Genomic DNA, 20,307 nt, shown 5'->3' with positions numbered 1-20,307 from the left:
CTCTTTGCAGATCACTGCAAGGTAGGGGATCGGTTAGCCCAGCATAGACCCTCAATGGAGAACGCGAGGTCTCAACGCAGCTTCAACGGATCGACCAGTTGCGCGGCGATCGCCATGCCCACCAGGTCCGGCAAGGTGCTGGCCTGCATGCGCTTCATCACCCGCGAGCGATACAGATCGACGGTTTTGGCGCTCACCCCCAGTTGCTCGGCAATTTCCTTGGTGGTGTAGCCCTGCACCAGCGGCAGCAAGACGTCGCGCTCCCGTGGCGTCAGGGTGAGCAGGCGCGCCTGCAACGCGTCGTGGCCCTGATTGCCCGAGCGGTTGGCCGCGCAGTTGCTCAGGGCCTGTTGCACGCTGTCCAGCAGCAATTGCTCGTTGTAGGGTTTCTCGATGAAGTCATGGGCGCCGGCCTTGAACGCTCGAACCACGATCGGCACATCGGCGTGACCGCTGACGAAAATGATCGGCAGGCTCAGCTCCCGGGCGCGCATTTCTTCCTGCACGTTCAAGCCGCCCATGCCGGGCATGCGCACATCGAGCAGCACGCAGGCATCGAGACTCGCATCACAGGCACTGAGAAACTCCGCGCCACTGGTAAACGGCAAGGCCTTGAGCCCCACCGATTCCAGGAGCCAGACCGTTGAATCGAGCATGCCTTGATCGTCGTCGACCACATACACCACGTGCTCCGTCGCACCTGCCATTGCATTATTCCTGTTGTTGTTTTGTCAGACCGGCCAGCGGCAAGCGGCAACACATCAGCAACCCGACGGGCTGGCGGCGGGCCTGCAGTTCGCCACCGAAACCTTCGATGATGCTGCGGCTCATGGACAGCCCGAGGCCCAGGCCGTCGGGCTTGCTGGTGTAGAACGGGGTGAATATCTGCTCGAGCTCCGGCTCGCTGACGCCGGGGCCCTGGTCCTGCACGCTGATTTCCACCGTCGCGCCATTGCCCAGCTCAGCCGCCATCACGATCAACGAAGGCTGCCCCGGATGCTGTTCGCGGTTGGCGTCGATCGCATTGCGCAGCAGATTGAGCAAGACCTGCTCCAGCAGCACCCGGTCGGCGTAAACCGGCGGCAGATTATCCGGCAGCCGGTCCTCGATTGTCACTTGGCAATTGTTCGCTTCCCAGGCGCACAAGCGTACGGCCTCGCGGGCGACGTCGGTGAAATTCAGGGCCTGCATGCGCCGCTGGCCCTTGCGCAGGAACGCCCGCAAACGCCGGATGACCTCCGAGGCATGGGTCGCGTGGTGGGTGATGCGTTCCAGGCCTTGGGCGACTCTGGCGGCGGCCTGGGGGTTGGAGTCCAGCGTCTGCAGATAACGCTGGCTGGCGTTGGCATAATTGACAACCGCCGCCAACGGCTGATTGATTTCGTGGGCGATGCCCGAGGCCAGTTCCCCCAGGGTCACCAGCCGCGCGGTGTGCGCCAGTTCGTCCTGATGGCGGCGCTGTTGCACTTCGCGCAGTTCGTGCTCGGTCATGTCCCGCGCCACCAATGAGTAATAGCGCTCGCCGCCGGCGGAACGGTGCGCCAGCAGCACCAGCGAGACCGGCACCGACGTGCCGCCGCCCGGGGGTAACAAGCGGGCATCGGTGCTCCACACCCCGTTGCGTTCGGCGCCGCTCCAGCCGTCGCGTTGCAGGCGGGCCAGGTCGCTGCTGGCGAACAGCTGCGCCAGGGTCGGCATCGGCTGTTGCTCGTCGACCCCGAGGATGCGCCGGGCCGCCGGGTTGAGATAAGTGACGTGCCCCTCGGGGTCGATGAACAGCACCGGATCGGTGTTGACCTCGACCACTTCGGCCAGGCGCCGCTTGGTCTCCTCCGCCTGCACCCGGGCGGTGATGTCCCGGGAGACGCTGACCACTTCGACCACCGCACCGGTGTAGGTTTCCCGAATTGCCCGGCTGGCGGTTTCGAACCACAGGTAGTGCCCGTCCCGATGGCGAATGCGATAGGTCATGGTGTGGTAACCGTCCTGCTCCAGGGCATCGCGCGCGCGCTGCACCAGGCTGGCCAGGTCCTGGCCATGGAACAGGCCCTGGGCCATTTGCCCGCGCAACTCTTCCGGCCAGTAGCCGAGCAAGGTCCAGGACGCGGGCGATGCATCGAGAAAGCGCCCGTCCGGGGTGTGTCGGGAAATCAGGTCGGTGGTGTTTTCGATGATCAGCCGGTACAGCCGACGCGCCTGGGTCGCTTCGCGCTCGGCCAGCACTTGTGCGGTGGCGTCGCGGCAACGGGCGAGTACGCGGTTGTCCTGGGGGTCGGGGATAAAGGTCCAGATCAGGATCTGCGCTTCGAACTGGGCCTCGACCCCTTCGATGGCACGTTGCTGGTCGAGACAGGCGCGCACCAGCACCCGGTGATTCACCGGCAGAAAGCCGGGCAGCTCGGTCAGCGGCTTTTCCGCGAGCAATGCCAGCAGCGCCGCATTGAACTCCAGCGGCCGGCCCTGGGCATCGAGCAACAGACTCGGTTGCGGGTCGTGGCCCAACAGCGGCGAGCCGCGCAGCATGCCGTTGACGCTGCTGAGCAAGGTCGTCAGCAAATCCTGGACCCAACCCAGCCAGTCCAGGCTCACGCCCTCGCACACCTCCACCAGCAGCAACCCCGGCTGATCCGGCTGCAAGGCCAGGTCAAATACCTGGCCGTGGCTGATGGCGGCCCGACGCAGCCGGCCGGCCAGCCAGCAATCGAGTTGCCGCACTTGCGCCAGATCCAGCCGTCCCGCCTCGACCAGGCGCTCGAACAGCCGTTGATCGCTGGCTTGCGAAGGGTCACCCAGGCCCGGTGGAAAATGCTGGGCGGCGCCTTCGTGACTGTAGATCCGCGATTTGGCTTGCCAGCTCAGATAGACCGCCCGGCGCACCTCGGGGCATTCCTGCAGCGCACGGCACAAGGCATCGGCTCGGGCGGCCAGGGGCACACCTTCGCGCTGCAGGCGCAACCAGCTGTGCAATCGAACGGGGGTCAGGGTCATCTCGGGTCCGCTTCGTTGGGAAAACATGCCGTTCAGTTAAGCGAAAGCTGTCCACTGTAGGAGCGAGCTTGCTCGCGATGGGCTCACGAGCGACGCGTTCAGTCAGTAGACACGCGTTATCGTTAACGACCATCGCGAGCAAGCTCGCTCCTACAGCGGCATTGAGGATATACCGGCCTCGGGTGTCAGGCCGCATTCATTTAGAGCCTCTGCACCAAGCTATAGTATATGTACTATAAGCTATAGGTTGTACTTCCATATCTATGGCTGAATGTTATATAAAGCACACCGGACATAAAAGGCGACCTCAGCGGCGACGCTGCAAGGCCACCATAGAGCTAACAATCAGCCACCGAGTACCCGCACATGTCGATCTATGAACAAGGGCTAGGCCCTGCGGCTGTCAACCACATTGCCCTGTCTCCGCTCAGCTTCATCGAGCGCACCGCCAGCGTTTACCCCAACTACCCCGCCGTGATCCACGGCTCGATTCGTCGCACCTGGGCCCAGACCTACACCCGCTGTCGGCGCCTGGCCTCGGCGCTCGCCGGGCGCGGCATCGGCAAGAACGACACGGTGGCCGTGATGCTGCCGAACATTCCCGAGATGCTGGAAGTGCACTTCGGCGTGCCGATGATCGGCGCGGTGCTCAACCCGCTCAACGTGCGCCTGGACGCCGAAGCCATTGCTTTCATGCTGCAGCATGGCGAGGCCAAGGTGCTGATCACCGACCGCGAGTTTCATAGCGTGATTCATGCGGCGATCGGCATGCTGGATCACCCGCCGCTGGTCATCGACGTCAATGATCCCGAGTACGGTGAGGGCGAGGCCGTCAGCGACCTGGACTATGAAGCGCTGCTGGCCGAGGGCGACCCGGCCTTCGACTGGCACTGGCCGGTGAGCGAATGGCAAGCCATCGCGCTGAACTACACCTCCGGCACCACCGGTAACCCCAAGGGCGTGGTGTATCACCATCGCGGTGCGTACCTCAACGCCCTGGGCAACCAGATGACCTGGGCCATGGGCAACCATCCGGTGTACCTCTGGACCCTGCCGATGTTCCATTGCAACGGCTGGTGCTACCCGTGGACCATCACCGCGCTGGCCGGTGTGCATGTGTTCCTGCGCCGGGTCGATCCGCAGAAAATCCTCACGCTGATCCGTGAGCACCAGGTCACTCACCTCTGTGCCGCGCCAATCGTGCTCAATGCCCTGGTCAACATGCCGGAGTCGGCGAAGGCGGCCATCGATCACCCGGTCAACGCCATGGTCGCCGGCGCCGCACCGCCGGCCAAGGTGATCGGTGCCGTGGAAGAAATGGGCATCAAGGTCACCCATGTGTATGGCCTGACCGAAACCTATGGCCCGGTGACCCTCTGCGCCTGGCATGCCGAATGGGACAAACTGCCGCTGGACGAACGGGCGCAGGTCAAATCCCGCCAGGGCGTGCGCTACCCGACGCTCGAAGGCGTGATGGTCGCGGACTCGAAGACCCTGGAACCGACCCCGCGGGACGGTCAGACCATCGGCGAGATTTTCATGCGCGGCAATACCGTGATGAAGGGCTACCTGAAAAACCCGACCGCCACCGCCGAAGCGTTTGAAGGCGGCTGGTTCCACACCGGCGACCTGGCGGTCTGTCATCCCGACGGTTATGTCGAGATCAAGGACCGGCTCAAGGACATCATCATCTCCGGCGGCGAGAACATTTCCACCATTGAACTCGAGGGCGTGCTCTATCGCCATCCGGGCGTGATGGAAGCGGCCGTCGTGGCCCGTCCCGATGAAAAATGGGGAGAAACCCCTTGCGCCTTCATCACCTTGAAGGCTGATCACCAGGACGTGCGCGAGGCCGACATCATCAGTTTCTGCCGCGAACACCTGGCCGGTTTCAAAGTCCCGCGCACGGTGATCTTCACCCTGTTGCCGAAGACGTCCACCGGCAAGATCCAGAAGTACGTGCTGCGCGACAGGGCTAAAGCGCTCTAACCGAACCGACGTTGTAACCACCAGGCGGCAGGTGCCTTTACCTGCCGCTTCGGGCTCGTGCAGGCCGAATTCGGCCCTGTCCTGCCCAACCCACATGCACCGATAACAAAAACAAGGTGGAGCCACCCATGATCGACATCCATTCAACCGATACCCAACGCTGTGAACGTATCCGGGCCAACCCGAAATTCCTGCAACTGGTGAGCAGCCGTTCGCGCCTGGCCTGGTCGCTCAGTGCCGCGGTACTGGTGACGTACTACGCCTTCATGCTGGTGGTTGCGTTCGCCCCGCAATGGCTGCATGCACCGCTCGCCGAGCATCGGATGTTGACCCTGGGCATGCCGGTTGGCGCGGCGATCATCATTTTTTCCTGGTTGCTGACCGGCTGGTACGTCTACACCGCCAACACCCGCTTCGACGCCCTGGGCGCGGCCATTCTCGAGGAGAGCAAGTGATGACTCAGCTACGTAAACTCATGCTCGCCGCAGCGTGCCTGCTGCCGGCCTCCGTGGCACTCGCGGCACCTGCCCTGGGCGTCGTGGAAAAACAACCGCTGAACCTGCATGCCATCGGCATGTTCTTCGTGTTCGTCCTTGGCACGCTGGCCATTACCTGGTGGGCGGCGAGCAAGACCAAATCCACTTCGGACTTCTACACCGCTGGCGGCGGTATCACCGGGTTCCAGAACGGTCTGGCGATTGCCGGTGACTACATGTCCGCGGCCACCCTGCTCGGTCTGTCCAGCCTGGTGTTCGCCAAGGGCTACGACGGCTTCATCTATACCATCGGCTTTTTCGTCGGTTGGCCGATCATTACTTTCCTGATGGCCGAGCGCCTGCGCAACCTGGGGCGCTTTACCTTCGCCGACATCGTGTCCTATCGCCTGGACCAGAACAAAGTGCGGATCTTCGCCGCCTTCGGCTCGCTGACGGTGGTGTGCTGCTACCTGATCGTGCAGATGGTCGGCGCCGGCCAGTTGATCAAACTGCTGTTCGGTCTCGACTACCCGGTCGCCGTGGTGATCGTCGGTGCGTTGATGCTGGTGTATGTGATTTTCGGCGGCATGATCGCCACCACCTGGGTGCAGATCATCAAGGCCGTACTGCTGCTCGCTGGCGGCACGACCCTGGCGGTCATGGCCATGTCGCAGTTCGGTTTCAGCTACGAAGCCCTGGCTACCAAGGCCGTCGAGGCTCACGCCAGCGGCTGGAACATCATGGGCCCGGGCTCGATGCTCGCCGATCCGATCAACACCGCGTCGATGTCCCTGGGCCTGGTGTTCGGCATCGCCGGCCTGCCGCATATCCTGATGCGCTTCTTCACCGTGCCCAACGCCAAGGAAGCGCGCAAGTCGGTGTTCTACGCCACCGGCTTCATCGGCTTCTTCTTCCTGGTGGTGTGCACCCTGGGTTTCGCCGCGATGGTGATCATCGGCACTGACCCGCAGTACTACGTCAACGGTGAAGTCGGCGGCGCCCTGGTGGGCGGCGGCAACATGGTTGCCATGCACCTGGCCAAAGCGGTGGGCGGCAACCTGTTCTTCGGTTTCCTCGCCGCCGTGGCCTTCGCCACCATCCTCGCGGTAGTTTCCGGGCTGGCCCTGGCCGGTGCTTCGGCGATCTCCCACGACCTTTACGCCACCGTGTTCAAGAAAGGCAAGGCCAGCGAGAAACAGGAAATGCGCGTGACCCGCATGGCCACCGTCGGCCTGGGCATCGTCGCGATCCTGTTGGGCATCCTGTTCGAGAAGATGAACGTCGCGTTCCTGGTGGGCCTGACCTTCGGCATCGCCGCCTCGACCAACTTCCCGGTGCTGATCATGGCCATGTACTGGAAAGGCCTGACCACCAAGGGCGCGATCATCGGCGGTTTCTCCGGCCTGATCTGCGCGCTGGTGCTGGTGATCCTGTCGCCAGCCGTCTGGGTCACCGTGCTCGGCAATGCCCACGCGATCTTCCCTTACGACCATCCGGCGCTGTTCTCCATGCCGCTGGCGTTCCTGGTGATCGTGGTCGTCTCCCGGCTTGACCGCAGCGTGCGCGCCGACAAGGAGCGTGACGCCTACGCCGACCAGTTCGTTCGCGCCCAGACCGGCCTCGGTGCCGCCAGCGCTTCCAGCCACTGATAGACAAGGCACGGCCCGCCACAGCGGCGCCGTGCCCAACCGTTCCATTGAGGTTCACGTTATGCCCGAATTCAACGCCCCGCTGCGCGACATGCGCTTTGTGCTGCATGAAGTGTTCGACGCCCCCGCCCTGTGGGCGCGCCTGCCGGCCCTGGCCGACAGTGTCGACACCGCCACCGCCGACGCGATTCTCGAGGAAGCCGCCAAAGTCACCTCGCACCTGATTGCCCCCTTGAATCGCAGCGGCGACGAGGAAGGCGCCCAGTGGCAAGACGGCCAGGTCAGTACGCCGATCGGTTTCAAACAGGCGTATGCCACCTACATTGAAGGCGGCTGGGTCGGCCTGTCCGGCAACGCCGATTTCGGCGGCATGGGCATGCCGAAGATGCTTGCGGTGCAGTTCGAGGAAATGCTCTACGGCGCCAACTCCAGCTTCGCCCTGTATTCGGCCTTGAGTTCCGGCGCCTGCCTGGCTTTGGACGCCCATGCCAGCGAGACCCTGAAAAGCCTGTACCTGCCGCCGATGTATGAAGGCCGCTGGGCCGGCTCCATGTGCCTGACCGAAGCCCACGCCGGCACCGACCTGGGGCTGCTTCGCACCCGGGCCGAACCCCGGGCCGATGGCAGTTTCAGCATCACCGGCAGCAAGATCTTCATCACCGGTGGCGATCAGGACCTGACCGAAAACATCGTGCACCTGGTGCTGGCCCGACTGCCCGATGCGCCGGCTGGCCCGAAAGGCATCTCGCTGTTCGTAGTGCCCAAAGTGCTGGTCAACGCCGACGGTTCCCTGGGCAATCCCAATGCCGTGAGCTGCGGTTCGATCGAACACAAGATGGGCATCAAGGCCTCGGCCACCTGTGTGATGAACTTCGACGGCGCCAGCGGCTGGCTGGTCGGCGAGGCCAACAAAGGCCTGGCCGCGATGTTCACCATGATGAACTACGAACGCCTGTCCATCGGCATCCAGGGCATCGGTTGCGCCGAAGCGTCCTACCAGAGCGCCGTGGCTTACGCCCGTGAACGGGTGCAGAGCCGCGCACCGACCGGTACCATCGCCCCGGACAAAGCGGCCGACCCGATCATCGTCCACCCCGACGTGCGGCGCATGCTGCTGAGCATGAAAGCCATGACCGAAGGTGGCCGTGCGTTTGCCAGCTACGTCGGGCAGCAACTGGACCTGGCGAAATTTTCCGATGACGCCCGGGAACGCGACACCGCGCAAACCCTGGTCGCGCTGTTGACGCCGGTGGCCAAGGCATTTTTCACCGATACCGGCCTGGAAAGCTGCATCAACGGCCAACAGGTATTCGGCGGCCATGGCTACATCCGCGAATGGGGCCAGGAACAGCTGGTCCGCGACGTGCGCATCGCGCAGATCTACGAAGGCACCAACGGCATTCAGGCGCTGGACCTGCTGGGTCGCAAAGTGTTGGCTGACAACGGTTTCGCCCTGCGCCAGTTCACCGGCCAGATCCTTGATTTCGCCCAACAGCCGAACGCGCCCTATAGCGCTCAATTGTTCGATGCCGTGCAGCGCCTGGAAGACCTGAGCGACTGGCTGCAGGACCAGGCCGCGACCAACCGCAACGAAATCGGCGCCGCCTCGGTGGAGTATCTGCACCTGTTCGGCTACGTCGCCTACGCCTGGCTGTGGGCGCGCATGGCGCAGGTCGCCGGGCAGAAACGCGGCGAAGACGAGGCGTTCTACGGCGCGAAAATCGCCACCGCCGACTTCTACATCCATCGCCTGCTGCCGCGCATCTTGAGCCTGGAGCAATCCATCCGCGCCGGCAGTGGCTCCCTCTACGGCCTGTCTGCCGAACAGTTTTAACGATTGAACCCACGCGGCGCCACGCTCCTCTCTTTTCGGCGCCTGCGTTTTTTATCGATAAACCCTCGCCCCTCCGGCGAGGGCCGCGGGACCTGTCTTTGCCTAATAAAAACAAAGGGGCTTCACCATGGACCGTAACACCCGCACTCTCACCACCCGACTGCTGCTGGCCGGTGGCGTCATCAGCCTCTCGGCCCCCGCCGCCGCTGATTTTATCAAGGACAGCAAGGCCAGCGTCGAGCTGCGCAACTTTTACTTCAATCGCGATTATCGCCAGGACAACGCTGCGCAATCCAAACAGGAGGAATGGGCCCAGGGTTTCCTGCTGCGCTATGAATCGGGCTTCACCGAAGGCTTGATCGGCGTCGGTTTCGATGCCATTGGCCTGCTCGGTGTCAAACTCGACTCCAGCCCCGATCGCGCCGGCTCCGGCCTGCTCAAGCGCCATAGCGACATCAGCAAAGGTGCCCAGGACGAGTACGGCGAACTGGGCCTGACTGCCAAACTGCGCGCCTCCAAGAGCACGCTGAAACTCGGCACCCTGCTGCCCAAGCTGCCCACGGTGCTGGCCAACGATTCGCGGCTGTTGCCGCAAACCTTCGAAGGCGGACAGTTGTCCTCGCTGGAAATCGAAGGCCTGACCGTGGACGCCGGGCGCCTGACCCAGGTCAACCAGCGTGACTCCTCGGACTACGAGGACATGGGCATCACCCGCACCGGCGCCAAGGGCATCATTACCCGGCATGCGACCAGCGACAGCTTCGATTTCGCCAGTCTCAACTACAAGTGGACCGGCAACCTGGCCACCGGCTATAGCTACGGCCACCTCGACAATCTCTACAGTCAGCACCTGGTGAATTTGACCTACGTGTTGCCGGTCGCCACCGGCCAGTCGCTCAAGACTGATCTGCGTTACGCCCGCTCCACGGACGATGGCGGTAGCAATGTAGACAACAACGCGATTGGCGCGATGTTCACCTACAGCCTCGGCGGGCATGCGTTCGGCCTCGGCTACCAAGGCATGAGCGGCGACACCGGCTACGCCTACATCAACGGTACCGATGCGTTCCTGGTCAACTTCGTGCAGATAGGCGACTTCGCCAGCAAGGACGAACAATCCTGGCAAGCCCGTTACGACTATAACTTCGCGGCCCTTGGCATTCCGGGCCTGACCTTCATGACCCGCTACCTCAGCGGTTCCGATATCGACCTGGGCAACAACCGCCCGGAAGGCAAGGAATGGGAGCGCGATACCGATATCGGCTATGTCGTGCAGAGCGGGCCGTTGAAGAATGTCGGGGTGAAATGGCGTAATGCCACGGTGCGCTCGAGCAACTTTGGCAGCGATCTGGATGAGAATCGGTTGATTGTCAGCTATAGCTTGCCGATCTGGTAGGTCGATCCGGGCGGCATGAGGGGGGACTCGCTGGGTGGCGTAGTCCCTTTTTTGTTGCTGGATTTGCAGTGTTCTGACGGGCCCCTTCGCTGGCAAGCCAGCTCCTACGGTTGACCGAGTTGTTCAGAAAGACACGGTCAACTGTAGGAGCTGGCTTGCCAGCGAAGGCGTCCTCCAGGGCGACATGAATGTCGGCCCTGGGTTCCCCTCCCCGACACCAATCCGCGGCAGTTGTCATAGTAGAGTAAGATGCCTGCAATCCAGGCCCGCCGCGAGACGCCCGCATGACCGATACCACCCCCCGCCTGATCAAGAAATACCCCAATCGCCGACTGTACGACACCCATACCAGCAGTCACCTGACCCTGGCCGACATCCGCCAGCTGGTCGTCGACAAGGTTCCGTTTCAGGTGGTCGATGCCAAGAGCGGCGAGGATTTGACTCGCAGCATTCTGCTGCAAGTGATTCTGGAAGCTGAAAGCGGCGGCGAGCCGATCTTCTCCAGCGAGATGCTGATGGGGATCATCCAGTTCTACGGTCCTTATCAGGGTGTGCTCGGCAGCTACCTGGACAAGAGCATCCAGACCGTGATCGACGTCCAGTCCCAGACCGGCGCGCAATCGTCAGAGGCCTGGAGCGCGTTCATGCACCAGCAGGCGCCAGTGATGCAGGACCTGATGCGCCAGTATGTCGACCAGTCAAAGGCGCTGTATCTCAACACCCAGAACATGTTCGGCCTGTTTGGCGCCAAGCCGCCAAAGAAAGACGGTGAGTGAAGCACTGTCGGCCTGAGCCCTGCCGATCAGTTTGTTCCAGTCGAAAAAAATGGCGATGGGGAGTAAACCCATCGCCATCGGTACAGCTGGTTTGCTAAGACTTACTTGTTACCGGTCTTGGCGTTTGCTTCTGGAGCTGCTTTGGTGGCAGCGGCAGTAGCTTCGGCGAAAGTGCTCTGAGCCGTGTCAGAAGCCTGCTTTGCAGCTTGCTGTGCGTTTTCGGAAGCCTGTTTCGCGGCTTGCTGTGCATTTGCAAACGCGGAGCCGGCATTCGCCAGGCCCGACTTGAACGCGGCCACTACTGGCTCGGAGCCAGCTGGTGCGTTCTTGCTGATCGCTTCAACGAACTCTTGCACTTGCTGGGTGCCGGCTTCTACCTGGCTGGAGGCCAGCTTGGCGATGTCCGACTGAGTGTCCGCGATCAGTGCCTGAACCTGGCGATTGAACTCGGTCAGGCGTTCGGTCTGCTTGTTCGGCTGGGTGAAAGAAGCCTGCAGCTCGGCGAAATCTTGTGGACCGCGAACGGCGAGCAGCTTGCGAAAGCCTTCGAACTGCTCTTCGGTCGACTCGCGCAGGGCCTTGAACTGCAACTGGCTGAGCTGCTCAACGCTGGCGAAGACTTTGCCGCTGATTTGCTGGATCAGGTCAAGGTTGGCTTTCTGAGTGGCTTGCAGTTTTTCCGAGTTGAAAAAAGACATGCTTGAATCTCCTGGTACTGGAAGGCCCAAATGGGCCAGAGGACGCGATAGCGAACCTGCCAGTCATCGCGTTAGCCTTTATATTGCAGCGCACAAAAACTTTTCGCAACCCCTTTTTTGTGCAGCGCAAAATAAACCTTGTCAGCCCTGCCCTTAATAGCGCTAAACTCCTGACCATCAGACGGCCGGCCCAGTCATGTTGCATAAAAGGGTTGGATGCGCCGCTTCCCTATTAAGGCATCAGGAGTTCACGATGGGCCAGGATCAGAATATTGCGTTGCAAGATGAAGGGCTTGCATCAACCCCCGGGTTGTTCGAGCACCTCAGTCACCTGCAACGCCTCAATACCCGCAACGTGCTCGACGCCGTGCAAAAGCGCCAGGCAAAAACCTTCGCACCGGCAAGTCTCGGGCAACTGAGACAACCTACCGCAAAGGAATGGCAGGAATATTTCACTGATCTGGGCCAACGCAGCGTGCTGTTCTGGGACACCTTGCGTCAGCGCGGCGACAACACCCTGGCGCACGAACGGGCCGGGTACCCGCTGCTGCTCAAATTCGATCATGAAACCCTGGTCGCCGGCGAAGACCTGCCCCGCCCGGTCAATTACTCGCTGTTGCAGGTGTTCGGCGGCTCCGGCAAAGCGATCGACGGCAATAAACCGCCGGTGATCATCATCGATCCACGGGGCGGGCATGGCTCGGGCATCGGCGGTTTCAAACAGGATTCGGTCATCGGCGAAAGCCTGCGTGCCGGGCATCCCACCTACTTCATCGCCTTCAGCCACTCGCCAAACCCCGGGCAAACCCTGGCGGACATTACCGCCGCCCAGGCCCGGTTCATCGAAGTCGTCAGCGCCCGCCATCCCGCCAGCCGCAAACCGGTGGTGATCGGCAACTGCCAGGCGGGCTGGGCCTTGATGGGGTTGGCAGCCTCCCGGCCGGAGTTGCCGGGGCTGATCATCGTCAATGGCGCGCCGCTGTCCTACTGGGCCGGCGTCAATGGAAAAAATCCGATGCGCTACTCCGGCGGCTTGCTGGGGGGCGGCTGGATGGCGCGCCTGGGCAGCGACCTGGGCAACGACCGTTTCGACGGCACCTGGCTGGTGAGCAATTTCGAAAGCCTCGACCCGGCGCACAGCTGGTGGGGCAAGTACTACCACCTGTTCAGCGAAGTCGACAGCGAGGTCGAGCGTTTTCTCGACTTCGAGCGCTGGTGGGGCAGCCCGACGCTGCTCAACGGCGAAGAAATCGAGATGATTGTCGATGACCTGTTCATCGGTAATCGCTTGTCCGGCGGCCTGGGACGCAAGAGCAGCGGGCTGGACCTCAAGCGCATCGAAGTGCCGGTGGTGGTGTTCTGCTCCTATGGCGACAACATCACTCCGCCGCAGCAGGCGCTGGACTGGATCACCGATGTCTATCCGAGCGATCTCGCCCTGCAACGTGCCGGGCGTACCATCGTTTACCTGCGCCATGCCAGCATCGGGCACCTGGGCATCTTCGTCTCCGGTGAAGTGGCCCGGCGCGAGCACCGCGAGCTGCTCGGTGCGGTCGACATCATCAATGCCTTGCCGGCCGGGCTGTATGAAATGTTGATCGAAGACCTGCCGGCAAACTCGGCAACTCGCTATGCCGTGAGTTTCGAACCGCGGCGGATCGCCGACATTCATGGCGACGAGCAACCACGCCGTGACGACGATCGCGAATTCGCCCTGGTCGAACGCGCTTCCGCCCTCAACAACAGCCTGTACGACGGCTTCATACGCCCGTGGCTGCGGCAGTGGATCAACGAACCGGCCGCCGAACTGATCCGCCGCTCGCACCCCTTCCATCAGCAACAAGTGATGTGGAGCAGCATGAACCCGGCCTTGTGGTGGCTGTCCGCCAGCGCCTCCCAGGTCAGCAAGGATCGTCACCCGGTTACCCCGGACAACCCTCTTCTGGCCTGGCAGGCGTTGTTCTCCAACCAGATCCAGGACGCCCTGGATGGTTACCGCGATTTGCGCGATGCCACCCAGGAGCTGTGTTTCTACGGTATCTATGGCGTACTGAACAGCCTCTTCGGCAATGCCACCGGACGCAATCTGCAGGCACATGCCGAGCAGCACGACAAGCTCCTGATCGAACGCCTGCAGGATGCCTTGCCCCTGGGCGGCTTGATGGAAGCCTTGATCCGCATCCTGTTTCTGCTGGGCAACGACAGTAACGAGCCCGGCCGGCAAAGTGTCGAGAAACTGATCCGCAAACTGCAGGCGCCGCTGCCGGACCACAATCCCGGGTCCGTTGACCTGCGCGAAACCTTGAGCCTGCAGAAACTGCTGGTCGCCACCTATCCGCAGGAAAGCGTGCAAAGCCTGCTATCGTTGCTGCCCGAAGCCGAAGAACGCCAACAAGTGTTGGCGGCGGCGGCCAATCTGCTGCCGGAACTGCTGACCGTCAACGGCGCGGAACATCCGGTCTGGCAAGAGCTGCACACGCTGCTCGATGTCCCATTGCCAGGTTCCAGCGCGCCCCAGGCGCCGAGTGAAGCCAAATCCGAAGTCATCAAACAGGAAATACCGGTGGTGACGGCCGAGCCGATCAAGGCTCCCGTGGTAACGCCTGAGCCGGTCAAGCAAAAGGCCGCAGCGGTAACACCGCAACCAGCCGAGCAAAAAGCGCCCGTGGTCACACCTGAGCCAGCCAAGCAAAAGGCCGCAGCGGTAACACCGCAACCAGCTGAACAAAAAGCGCCCGTGGTCACACCTGAGCCAGCCAAGCAAAAGGCCGCAGCGGTAACACCGCAACCAGCCGAGCAAAAAGCGCCGTTGGCCACTCCTGAGCCAGCCAAGCAAAAAGACCCGGTAGCGACAGCTGAGCCGATCAAGCAGCAAGTCCCGGTCGTAGCGGCCAAGCCGATACCCACCAGCCCGACCGAGCCGAAAGCCCCGGCAGTGCTGTCCAAACCCATCGCCAAAACCGTGAGCCCTGTGAGTTCCTCCCCCAAAGCCAAAAAAGGCGCGAAAAAACCTTCTACCAAAAAGCCTTGATCATCGGCCAGCGCCGCGTCACACCGGCGCGGCGCCCTCGAACGCGAACGATTCCTCGGCCCGGTACTGGCCGGGGGTCATTCCGAACCAGCGGCTGCAGGCTTTGTTGAAGCTGCTGTGGTCATGAAAACCAAGGAGATACGCCACATGCTTCATGTTGAAGTGAGAATGGCGCAGGTAGAAATCGGCCAGTTGCCGGCGCACGGCGTTCTGCACGTCCTTGAATTGAGTCCCGTCCTTTTCCAGGGCGCGTTGCAGGGTGCGCTTGCTGAGGTTCAATGCAGCGGCGATCGACTCCATGTCGCATTGCCCCTGGCCGTGACTCAAACGCTCGGTGAGCAGCGCGCGGATTTTGCCGACAATGGAGAAGCCGCAGAGCGAATCCAGTTGCGCCTCGGCGAAACTGTCATGCAGGACCGCCAGCGCCTCGTTGGCCATGCTCAACGGCCGCAGCAGCTCCTCGCCGTCAAACAGAATGCTGTCGTAGGCCGAGCCGAATTGCAGGTCGCAGCCAAACAGCCGTTGGTGCTCGGACGTGTCTCGCGGCTCCGGGTAGCTGAATTCCACACTCAGGGGCTGCGGCAGTGTTCCATCGCCCAGCCAGCGGCAGAAGCCCAGCAGGGAAGCCAGCCCGGCATCGGCATATTGCCGGGGCTTGATCGAGCCGGTCTGTTGATGATCGAGCGAGGCCATGCGGTAGTGCTCCCGCTCCGGGACAAAAAACAGGCTGAAGCCGGTGCCGATCAACGGGCTGAATCGCACCAGGCGTTCCAGCGCCCTTTTCAGGTTCAGGCTCGACATCATGGTGTAACCGACAATCTGAAAACTGCCGGGATGAAAATGGCCGTAGGCTTTTAAACCAATGTCGGGATCGCCGCTGGCCTGTGCCGCCAGTTGCCAGAGCCGATAGATCGCTCGTCGCTCACACAACGCGCCTGGCGTGTGCGCGATGTTCAAGTCCAGTCCAGCCTCCTGACACAGGTGGGCGACATCCATTCCTTCCGCTGACAGCGTATTGACCAGCACGTTGGCGTAACCGGAACTCATTCTATACATGGCGTCCTCATTGACCTGTGGAACCGAACGTCCTGTCCGGAGCCATAACTGATCTGCGTTAAACAAATACTAGCCGGTGATTCGCTTCGAATAATTGATCCCAGTATAGATCCTGTTCGTTTTTTGCCAGGGAACAAGAAAAACCCGTATGGCGCCGTTGGACACCAGACAGTCACCTCCCAACACTTCCGCATACCTCGCCAATACCGAACAATCACACCCCATCCTGCAACGCAAAATATAGAAAGGAAAGACGGTATGAAATCGCTTGGTCGTATTGCGTTGGTTACTGGCGGTATGGGTGGAATTGGCACGGCAATTTGTCAGCGCCTGCACAAGGAAGGTTTCAAAGTCATCGTCGGCTGCAGCTCGGACTCCGCCCGCAAGAATGAATGGGCAGCGAGCCAGCTGGCGGCGGGTTATAAGTTCGAATTCATCTACGGCGACATCACCGATTGGGAGTCCACCCGCAAGGCCTTCGAGATGGCCCGTGAACAATTCGGCCCGGTGGATGTACTGGTCAACAACGCCGGCATCACCCGTGACGCCTCCTTCCGCAAAATCACTCCGGAAGACTGGAACGCCGTAATCAACACCAACCTCAACGGCATGTTCAACACCACCAAACAGGTGATTGAAGGCATGTTGTCCAAGGGCTGGGGCCGGATCATCAATATCTCCTCGATCAACGGTCAGCGTGGCCAGTTCGGCCAGACCAACTACAGCGCGGCCAAAGCCGGCATCCATGGCTTCACCATGGCCTTGGCCCGTGAAGTTTCCGGCAAGGGCGTGACCGTCAACACCGTCTCCCCAGGCTACATCCAGACCAGCATGACCGCGGCCATCCGCCAGGACATTCTCGACACCATGATCGCCGCCACCCCGGTCGGCCGCCTCGGCCAACCCGAAGAAATCGCCTCGATCGTGGCCTGGCTGGCCGGCGATGAATCGGGCTACAGCACCGGCGCCGACTTCTCGGTCAATGGCGGCATGAACATGCAATAAGCCTGTCAGGGCATGGACGCCCTGCTCCCGCTTGACACAACTCTATGAGGTTTTGCATGAACGAAGTCGTAATCGTTGCCGCTACGCGTACCGCCATTGGCAGTTTCCAAGGCTCCCTGTCCGCCATTCCCGCCACCGAACTGGGCGCAGCAGTGATTCGTCGCCTGCTCGAACAGACCGGTGTCGATGCTGCACAGATCGATGAAGTGATCCTCGGCCAGGTGCTGACCGCAGGCTCGGGTCAGAACCCGGCACGCCAGTCGGCGATCAACGCCGGCCTGCCCCATACCGTCCCTGCCCTGACCCTGAACAAAGTCTGCGGCTCCGGCCTCAAGGCGGTCCAGCTCGCCGTCCAGGCCATCCGTTGCGGCGACGCCGAACTGGTGATCGCCGGCGGCCAGGAAAACATGAGCCTGGCCCCCTATGTGCTGCCCAAGGCACGCACCGGCCTGCGCCTGGGCCATGCGCAACTGCAGGACAGCGTGATCCAGGATGGCTTGTGGGATGCGTTCAACGACTACCACATGGGCATCACCGCGGAAAATCTGGCGAGCAAGTACGAACTCAGCCGCGAAGACCAGGACGCCTTCGCCGCGGCCTCGCAGCAGAAAGCTTCTGCAGCCATCGAAGGCGGTTATTTCAAGGCTGAAATCACCCCGATCCTGATTCCCCAGCGCAAGGGCGATCCGCTGGTCTTCGACACCGATGAACAACCGCGCCCGGGCAGCACGCTCCAGGCATTGGGCAACCTCAAGCCGGCGTTCCAGAAAACCGGCACCGTCACCGCCGGCAATGCGTCGACCCTCAACGACGGCGCCGCCGTGCTGATGCTGGCCAGCGCCGCCAAGGCCCAGGCCCTGGGCTTGCCGGTACTGGCACGCATCAAGGCCTATGCCAGTGCCGGTGTCGACCCGTCGATCATGGGCATCGGCCCGGTACCTGCCACCCGCCTGGCCCTGACCAAGGCCGGCTGGAGCCTGGACGACCTGGACCTGATCGAAGCCAACGAAGCCTTCGCCGCGCAGTCACTGGCTGTCGGCAAGGAGTTGGGCTGGGACATGGACAAGGTCAACGTCAACGGTGGCGCGATCGCCCTCGGTCATCCGATCGGTGCATCAGGCGCACGGATTCTGGTGTCGCTGGTGCATGAGCTGATTCGTCGCGACGGCAAGAAAGGCTTGGCCACCTTGTGCATCGGTGGCGGTCAGGGCGTGAGCCTGGCGATCGAGCGCTAGGCACACCGATGGGCTTGCTTGATTGAAGACGCGGCGCCGAATTCCGGCGCCGCGGTTTTTTTATACCTGGTCTTTTCATGTGGGCAAGAATTTCCATGGACAACAACGCGCACACTTTCAACACTTTCTGGTCAGGCCAGGTTCCGTTCGCTGCCTCCTTTGCAGTGCAACAATTACGCCTGTGGGTCGCCACCAATCCGTGGTTCACCGGCCAGGACTGCGACGCCTGGTTCGATCTGCCACGCAGCACCCTGGACAGCCTTCAATCCGATTATCAGCAGCAATGGGCTGAACTCGGCCAGCGTCTGTTGACCGGCCAGGCCTTCACCTTCGACGACCGCCGGTTTGCCAGCGGTAACTGGAGCCAGCCGCTGTTCGGTTCCCTCGCGGCGTTTTACCTGCTCAATTCCGGCTTCCTCATGAAGCTGCTCGAGCTGCTGCCGATCAGCGAGAAGAAACCACGCCAGCGCCTGCTGTATCTGGTGGAGCAAGCGATCGCCGCCGGTGCGCCGAGCAATTTCCTCGCCAGCAATCCCGATGCACTGCAACGGGTCGTCGAGACCCAAGGCAGCAGCCTCATCACCGGCCTGCTGCACCTGGCCAGCGACCTGCAGGAAGGCAAGATGCGTCAGTGCGACGCCGGCGCCTTCAAAGTGGGGCTCGACCTGGCTAACACCCCGGGCGAGGTGGTCTTCGAGAACGAACTCTTCCAGCTCATCCAGTACAGTCCGCAAAGCGAAACCCAGTACCGGCGCCCGATGTTCATCGTTCCGCCGTCGATCAACAAGTACTACATCCTCGACCTGCGCCCCGACAACTCGATGGTTCGGCATCTGTTGCAGCAAGGCCACCCGGTGTTCCTGATATCCTGGCGCAACTTCGACCAGTCGCTCGCCGGCACCACCTGGGATAACCTGGTCGAAACCGGCGTTATCAAAGGCCTGCAGGTGACCCGCGAGATCAGCGGCGAGCAACGGCCCAATTGCATGGGTTTCTGCATCGGCGGCACGCTGCTGAGTTCGGCGCTGGCCGTATTGGCGGCCCGCGGCGACAAGGAAATCGCCAGCGTCAGCCTGCTGACCACTTTCCTCGATTACCGCGATACCGGTGCGATCGATATCTTCGTCGACGAAAAACTGGTCGCCCAACGCGAGCGCACCATTGGCGGCGTGAACGGCCCCATCGGCCTGTTCAAGGGCGAGGACATGGGCAATACCTTCTCGCTGCTGCGCCCCAACGACCTGTGGTGGAACTACAACGTCGACAAATACCTCAAGGGGCAGAAACCGATCCCGCTGGATCTGCTGTTCTGGAACAACGACAGCACCAACCTGCCGGGGCCGATGTACTGCTGGTACCTGCGCCATACCTATTTGCAGAACGATCTGAAATCCGGTGAACTGGATTGCTGCGGGGTCAAGCTGGACCTGCGCGCCATCGACGCCCCGGCCTACATCCTCGCCACCCATGACGACCACATCGTGCCATGGCGGAGCGCTTACGCCAGCACCGAATTGCTCTCCGGAACCAAGCGTTTCGTGCTGGGCGCCTCGGGGCATATCGCGGGCGTGATCAATCCGCCGGCCAAGGAAAAACGCCACTACTGGACCAACGACCAGGTCACCCAGGACCCTCAAAACTGGTTCGACGGAGCCCAACAGAGTCCAGGCAGTTGGTGGAACGATTGGTTCGCCTGGCTGGCCGGGCACGCCGGGGAACGCCAGCCTTCGGTGCAGCACGCCGGTAACGAGCAGTACCCGCCACTGGAACCGGCACCCGGGCGTTATGTGAAGCAATGACCGCCTCTGTAGGAGCAGCTTGCTCCGGGCGGCGTTCCGACGAAAGCGGTCTGTCAGTCAACATCGATGTCGACTGACAGACCGTCTTCGCTGGCAAGCCAGCTCCTACAGGGTTCTGTGTTGGACAAAATATTTGTGTATGGCAGCGATTCCTGTGGGAGCGGGCTTGCCCGCGAAAGCGGTCTGTCAGGCACTGCGATGTTGAATGGGCCGCCGTCTTCGCTGGCAAGCCAGCTCCTACAGGGGATTTGGGTGGCTGGGAGATTTTTGAAAATGGCGGAAGGCAGCGGGAGTCGAACCTGCCCGGGAACGGATGCCGTCCCCAACCGGGTTTGAAGCCCGGCCGCGCCACCGGGCGCGATTGCCTTCCTTGAA

General features: G+C 61.9%; 14 protein-coding genes and 1 tRNA gene. 10 read left to right on the top strand and 5 right to left on the bottom strand.

Annotated elements, in window-relative coordinates:
- Nucleotides 1-71 precede the first annotated feature (71 nt).
- Both ELQ88_RS17075 and ELQ88_RS17070 read right to left on the bottom strand, forming a co-directional pair.
- Entirely contained in the window at nt 72-707 is a 636-nt protein-coding gene (locus tag ELQ88_RS17075) for a response regulator transcription factor (protein WP_138966508.1), read from the bottom strand.
- 4 nt (nt 708-711) lie between these two features.
- Nucleotides 712-2,988, bottom strand: a complete 2,277-nt coding sequence (locus ELQ88_RS17070) for a PAS domain S-box protein (RefSeq protein ID WP_138966507.1) — start codon at nt 2,986-2,988, stop codon at nt 712-714.
- A 366-nt stretch (nt 2,989-3,354) separates the two neighbouring features.
- Here ELQ88_RS17070 and ELQ88_RS17065 point away from each other — a divergent pair, with 366 nt between their 5' ends.
- The 6 genes from ELQ88_RS17065 to phaR all read left to right on the top strand — a co-directional run bounded on the left by ELQ88_RS17065 (nt 3,355) and on the right by phaR (nt 11,108).
- Nucleotides 3,355-4,977: an acyl-CoA synthetase gene (locus ELQ88_RS17065; protein WP_138966505.1), complete on the top strand. Its 1,623-nt coding sequence runs from the start codon at nt 3,355-3,357 to the stop codon at nt 4,975-4,977.
- Between the two features lie 128 nt (nt 4,978-5,105).
- Nucleotides 5,106-5,432, top strand: a complete 327-nt coding sequence (locus ELQ88_RS17060; RefSeq protein ID WP_138966503.1) for a DUF485 domain-containing protein — start codon at nt 5,106-5,108, stop codon at nt 5,430-5,432.
- The gene (locus ELQ88_RS17055) at nt 5,432-7,102 is read left to right on the top strand and encodes a cation acetate symporter (RefSeq protein ID WP_128871964.1); all 1,671 of its coding nucleotides are present in this window, start codon (nt 5,432-5,434) and stop codon (nt 7,100-7,102) included. Before ELQ88_RS17060 ends, ELQ88_RS17055 begins: the two co-directional genes overlap by 1 nt.
- Nucleotides 7,103-7,163: 61 nt before the next feature.
- Complete coding sequence (locus tag ELQ88_RS17050) at nt 7,164-8,936, top strand: acyl-CoA dehydrogenase C-terminal domain-containing protein (protein WP_138966501.1); 1,773 nt, start codon at nt 7,164-7,166, stop codon at nt 8,934-8,936.
- 127 nt (nt 8,937-9,063) lie between these two features.
- Nucleotides 9,064-10,332 (top strand): OprD family porin, encoded by a 1,269-nt coding sequence (locus ELQ88_RS17045; protein ID WP_128871965.1) that lies wholly within the window; start codon nt 9,064-9,066, stop codon nt 10,330-10,332.
- Between the two features lie 284 nt (nt 10,333-10,616).
- Nucleotides 10,617-11,108: a polyhydroxyalkanoate synthesis repressor PhaR gene (gene phaR, locus ELQ88_RS17040; protein WP_128871966.1), complete on the top strand. Its 492-nt coding sequence runs from the start codon at nt 10,617-10,619 to the stop codon at nt 11,106-11,108.
- A 101-nt stretch (nt 11,109-11,209) separates the two neighbouring features.
- Here the strand turns inward: phaR and phaP are convergent, their stop codons facing one another.
- A complete protein-coding gene (gene phaP / locus ELQ88_RS17035) occupies nt 11,210-11,806 on the bottom strand; it encodes a TIGR01841 family phasin (RefSeq protein ID WP_138966499.1) in 597 nt (198 codons plus the stop codon).
- Between the two features lie 253 nt (nt 11,807-12,059).
- Between phaP and ELQ88_RS17030 the strand changes: the two genes are divergently transcribed.
- Nucleotides 12,060-14,837, top strand: coding sequence for a DUF3141 domain-containing protein (locus ELQ88_RS17030; RefSeq protein ID WP_228761623.1), 2,778 nt, complete (start codon nt 12,060-12,062; stop codon nt 14,835-14,837).
- An 18-nt stretch (nt 14,838-14,855) separates the two neighbouring features.
- Here the strand turns inward: ELQ88_RS17030 and ELQ88_RS17025 are convergent, their stop codons facing one another.
- Entirely contained in the window at nt 14,856-15,893 is a 1,038-nt protein-coding gene (locus tag ELQ88_RS17025) for an AraC family transcriptional regulator (RefSeq protein ID WP_138966497.1), read from the bottom strand.
- Between the two features lie 258 nt (nt 15,894-16,151).
- On the opposite strand from ELQ88_RS17025, the gene phbB reads away from it, so the two are divergent.
- The 3 genes from phbB to phaC all read left to right on the top strand — a co-directional run bounded on the left by phbB (nt 16,152) and on the right by phaC (nt 19,932).
- Nucleotides 16,152-16,898, top strand: a complete 747-nt coding sequence (gene phbB, locus ELQ88_RS17020; RefSeq protein ID WP_128871968.1) for an acetoacetyl-CoA reductase — start codon at nt 16,152-16,154, stop codon at nt 16,896-16,898.
- Nucleotides 16,899-16,954: 56 nt separating this feature from the next.
- On the top strand, nt 16,955-18,133 hold the full coding sequence (locus ELQ88_RS17015; protein ID WP_138966495.1) for an acetyl-CoA C-acetyltransferase: 1,179 nt from the start codon (nt 16,955-16,957) through the stop codon (nt 18,131-18,133).
- Between the two features lie 95 nt (nt 18,134-18,228).
- A complete protein-coding gene (gene phaC, locus ELQ88_RS17010; RefSeq protein ID WP_138966493.1) occupies nt 18,229-19,932 on the top strand; it encodes a class I poly(R)-hydroxyalkanoic acid synthase in 1,704 nt (567 codons plus the stop codon).
- A gap of 274 nt (nt 19,933-20,206) precedes the next feature.
- Here phaC and ELQ88_RS17005 read toward each other — a convergent pair.
- Nucleotides 20,207-20,302, bottom strand: a tRNA-Sec gene (locus ELQ88_RS17005).
- Nucleotides 20,303-20,307 lie beyond the last annotated feature (5 nt).

The sequence above is a fragment of the Pseudomonas sp. MPC6 genome (assembly GCF_006094435.1).
Lineage (GTDB): Bacteria > Pseudomonadota > Gammaproteobacteria > Pseudomonadales > Pseudomonadaceae > Aquipseudomonas.
Note: the sequence above shows the minus strand (reverse complement) of the source record. Positions and strands in the feature narration are given on the sequence as shown.